Annotated in this window: 3 protein-coding genes; 2 read left to right on the forward strand and 1 reads right to left on the reverse strand. The window is 63.7% G+C overall.

Annotated features, from left to right (window positions below; translation table 11 throughout):
- The coding region (locus ABX749_RS26135; RefSeq protein WP_372898591.1) for a TraR/DksA family transcriptional regulator at nucleotides 1-196 on the forward strand (196 nt) is incomplete at its 5' end.
- Nucleotides 197-462: 266 nt separating this feature from the next.
- A complete protein-coding gene (locus tag ABX749_RS26140) occupies nucleotides 463-1,809 on the forward strand; it encodes a S1C family serine protease (protein ID WP_372898592.1) in 1,347 nt (448 codons plus the stop codon).
- 3 nt (nucleotides 1,810-1,812) lie between these two features.
- Here ABX749_RS26140 and ABX749_RS26145 read toward each other — a convergent pair.
- A partial coding sequence (locus tag ABX749_RS26145) for a hypothetical protein (RefSeq protein WP_372898593.1) occupies nucleotides 1,813-3,592 on the reverse strand: 1,780 nt, incomplete at its 5' end.

Genomic DNA, 3,592 nt, shown 5'->3' on the forward strand with positions numbered 1-3,592 from the left:
CGCGATCCAGCGGTTGGACGAAGGCAAGTACGGAGACTGCGAGAGTTGTAAAAAGCCGATCCCACTGACGCGGCTCCGTGCGGTGCCGTACGCGCGAGAATGTATCGGTTGTCACCGACTTGCCGAGAAACGCAAGTCCCACCCCGCGGCGATGATGAGCCGGGTGTTTGATTCCTACCAGGCCGACACGGCTTGACCGTATCGATTGTGACCATTGTGTCCTGCTAGGACGGCCGAGATGCTTCGATGGAAGTCGAATCATTCGGCCGTTTTTTGATGCGCGGGCGATGACGATTCTGACTTCTCGCCGGACGAGGGATAGCGAACCGGACTGACGAAAAGTTCCTTGCCGCAAAACGACGATGCGTACAATGCGACGCCTCCCCGTCGAACCTCCCTCTCTCTGTTGAAGCTTTTCCGATGGTCGACCTCTCCCAACCCAGCGGACGCACACGATGTCGTGTGCGCAATCCTCGACGACTTGCGATCACACTCTCCGGTGCGGCACTCGCCTGGATGTGTTCAACGCATTTCATGTCCACGACGGCGTCCGCCCAAGACGTTTATGGCGGCGGCGGTCGCTATGCTCCGACACGAGCCGCACAGTCCAACGCGACACCGCAGCGCACGCCGGCGAGCGCGTCGATCGAAAGCAATGGCAATCCCCGTGCGTCGGGGTCGGCGTCGATTCGATCCCTGCGTCCCTCGCTCGCTCCGTCCCCCGGCGCGTCGCCTCAACATTCACCGACGATCGACTCGGCATCCGAACTCGGCGGCGCGGTCCCCACCGCCCAATCCATTCAGGCGCGACGTGAAGCGTTGTTTCGGGAATTGGCCGACGAATTCAATGCGTTCGATCGGCTGGGCAATCTCGTTCGAAAAGTGTCTCAGCTCGTCAAACCGAGTGTCATTCATATCGAAGCCCACAAGACCGAGACCAAGGGCGGGCAGTACGAGTCCTACGATGAAGCCGGCAGCGGAGTCGTCATCGACACGGCCGACGGGGTGTGGGTGTTGACCAATCGGCACGTGATTCTGGGATCGCAGCCCGCAGAAATCTTGCTCCGCAGCGCCGACGGTCGCCAGTACCATCCGTCACGCATTCTCTCCGATGAAAGCACCGACGTGGCCGTCATGAAGGTCCCCGATTTGCGGCTTCCACCGGCCCGAACCGGCGACAGTAATCTAGTCAACATCGGAGACTTCACGATCGCGATCGGCAGCCCCTTCGGGCTCAGTCATTCGGTCACGTTCGGCATCCTCAGTGCCAAGGGACGGCGTGACCTGTCGTTGGGCGACCAAAAGATCGATCTGCAAGATTTCTTTCAAACCGACGCCGCGATCAATCCCGGCAACAGCGGCGGCCCGTTGCTAAATCTTCGCGGCGAAGTGATCGGGTTGAACACCGCGATCGCCAGCAGCAGTGGCGGCAGCGAAGGCATCGGTTTCGCCATCCCGATCAACATGGCCGTCCAAGTGGCCGACGAGCTGATCCGCCATGGACGGTTGCGTCGCGGTTATCTGGGTGTGACCCTGGAACCCGATTTCACCGTTTCCGACCTGGGGCCCTTGCAAGCCGTCGCCTCCGGCGGTGCCAAGGTCAAAGGGGTTCGGCATGGTTCGCCGGCGGCCAAGGCCAACTTGCAACGCGGCGACATCATCGTCGAATTCAACGGCAGCCAGGTCGACAACGATGACCATTTGGTCGCCCAAGTCGGACTGACCCCGATCGGTTCGGTGGTCCCGATGATCATCTACCGCGACGGCAAACGCTATCGCACCGAAGTCCAACTGACCGACGTCAACTAGTGGTCACCGCTGATCCACGCGATGGATCACCGCCCGCCAAGCGGCCACGGCACGCGTCCGCGCCGCGGCCGAGGCATTCAAGTCGAATCGCGGACCGGGACCGTAGAACGAACGAAGTAAATAGTTCGCCGTCGCCCGCGCCGCGGGATCGGATGCTTGCAGCATCCGCAGCAACTGTTCGCGTTTGGTCGCGTTGGGTCGACGGCCGGACCACAGGTCGACGAAGAACGACCGGACGGTCGCGAACGTTCGGGCGTTGTTGCCATTGGCTTGCAAGCGACGCCATAGCCGCTGGTGCCGGGGGTCTTTCGGACTGACGGTACGTAGGTGTCGCAAAGCGGCTTCGCGAAGCAACGGATCGGGGGCGCCGATCAGCCGCAGCAGTTGGTCGCCGCTGGCCGCCACCAGCCAGGCACGCACCGTCGTGGCGGCGTCGCCGCGTACCTCGCCCGAGGCTAGGGCTTGCATCAGCGTGACTCGGACATCCGTGCTCTCGCTCAATTGTGCCAGAACGTTCCGCCCGACTTCGATTCGGTCCACGCGTTCTCGTGTCCAACGCGGCAGCCGCTCGGGTGCTTCTTCCGTCGGTTCCACGGCAAGCAATGGGCCTTCCAGCTTCAAACGTGAATCGGCGACCGCTTGGTCGTTCACCTTCACCGGCGTTCCCGTCACATCGACCTCCATCCCGGTGACCGTCTTTCGCACGACGACATCGCCGCCATCTTGACCGTCCAACGCGACGCCCTCCAGCGAGACGCTGTTGGCGATGCTCCTGCCAAGCCGGACGACCATGTTTTCACGCAGTCCCAACAGCGCGATCGAACCGTGCAGCAGGTGGATCGTCCCGCCGGGCGTCAATTCCACTTCGGTGTCCGCGGCGATAACCAGTTCGCCGCCGCCGGCCAACGCGGCCGTGGCTCGACACAGCGGTAGCGTTTGTAACTTCATCACCCGACCGGGACCCTCGGCGGCCAAGTCGAACGCGCTGCCGACCGTCACACTTGCCGGCGTGGACTCGCTCGAGGACGAACCGGCCGGCCCCACCGACGATTCGCTGCGAAGCAACAAGCCGTCAATCTGGCTCCACTGGGCGACCAGCGTTTGCGGCGTCCGGCCGACGTTGGGACGCCTGTCGCGGGTGGGTGTTCCGGTGCCGGTGCCGGGCGTCAGCGCCGCGGCCGGTTTGGGTTCCACCGCCACAAGCGGTGTGTCGGCCATCGGTGCGTCGGCTTGGCCATCAGAAGCGACGGCGACATCCGACGTGGCAGCACCGTCCGGCAGGGCAGCGGGGTCGAGATCCGAAGGCGGCTCGATGGCCGGCGTCGCGGCAACGCCATGCTGATCGGATGACGTTGATTGTGGACGCTCGACCAGCAGGGGAGCTTGCCTGTCGGGTTGTCCGGTCGATGGATCCGCGTCGACGTTCTCGTCGGGAACGATCGGTTCGGGTGCCTCGATTCGTTGGCCGTCTTCGGCGATCGGATCGTTCGTCGGACGCCTTCCCGAACGAACCCACCAACCGATCGCCAGCAGGACCACGGCGGCGGTGGTGAACCATCCCATCGCTGCGGGGCTGAAACGCGGCGTGTCCGATGCGACGGGCGTGTCCGTCCGCACCAAGGGCAGCGCCGCGGGGCGATCCGCTGGAGTCGATTCATCACTGGCGGTCTCCACGACTGTGGGAGACGCGTTGGCGTGTTGCAACGCGAGCAGACGCGAACGCAACTCTGGCGCCAGCCCCACTGTTTTCGCTTCGCCGCGGCTGCGCACCGCCGCAACGATC

The organism is Stieleria sp. (assembly GCF_041595215.1).
GTDB lineage: Bacteria > Planctomycetota > Planctomycetia > Pirellulales > Pirellulaceae > Stieleria > Stieleria magnilauensis.